Below are 300 nucleotides of genomic sequence, written 5' to 3'. Positions count from 1 at the left end.
TATAGGAGGGAGCTGCCGAAGGTGGGACCGATAACTGGGGTGAAGTCGTAACAAGGTAGCCGTATCGGAAGGTGCGGCTGGATCACCTCCTTTCTAAGGAAGAAGAAGTAGGGGTTGTCTTATTGTTCAGTTGTCAAGGAGAACTGTGCAGTTCGGAAAAGAACAACAGAATACTTCCGGTGGCGATGCGTTTTGGGGACACACCCGTACCCATCCCGAACACGATGGTTAAGACCAAAACGGCCGATGATACTTGGTTGGAGACGACCTGGGAAAGCAGGTGGCTGCCGGATATTTTTT

At 51.0% G+C, this 300-nt stretch carries 2 rRNA genes; both read left to right on the top strand.

From position 1 onward, the window contains the following. Nucleotides 1–93: ribosomal RNA gene (locus CI597_RS17610) — 16S ribosomal RNA — on the top strand; the annotation flags it as partial. 82 nt (nucleotides 94–175) lie between these two features. Further along, nucleotides 176–293: ribosomal RNA gene (gene rrf / locus CI597_RS17605) — 5S ribosomal RNA — on the top strand. Nucleotides 294–300 lie beyond the last annotated feature (7 nt).

The sequence above is a fragment of the Anaerostipes hominis (ex Lee et al. 2021) genome (assembly GCF_002270485.1).
GTDB lineage: Bacteria > Bacillota > Clostridia > Lachnospirales > Lachnospiraceae > Anaerostipes > Anaerostipes hominis.
The sequence above is the reverse complement of the archived record's forward strand: the minus strand, read 5'-3'. Positions and strand labels throughout refer to the sequence as shown.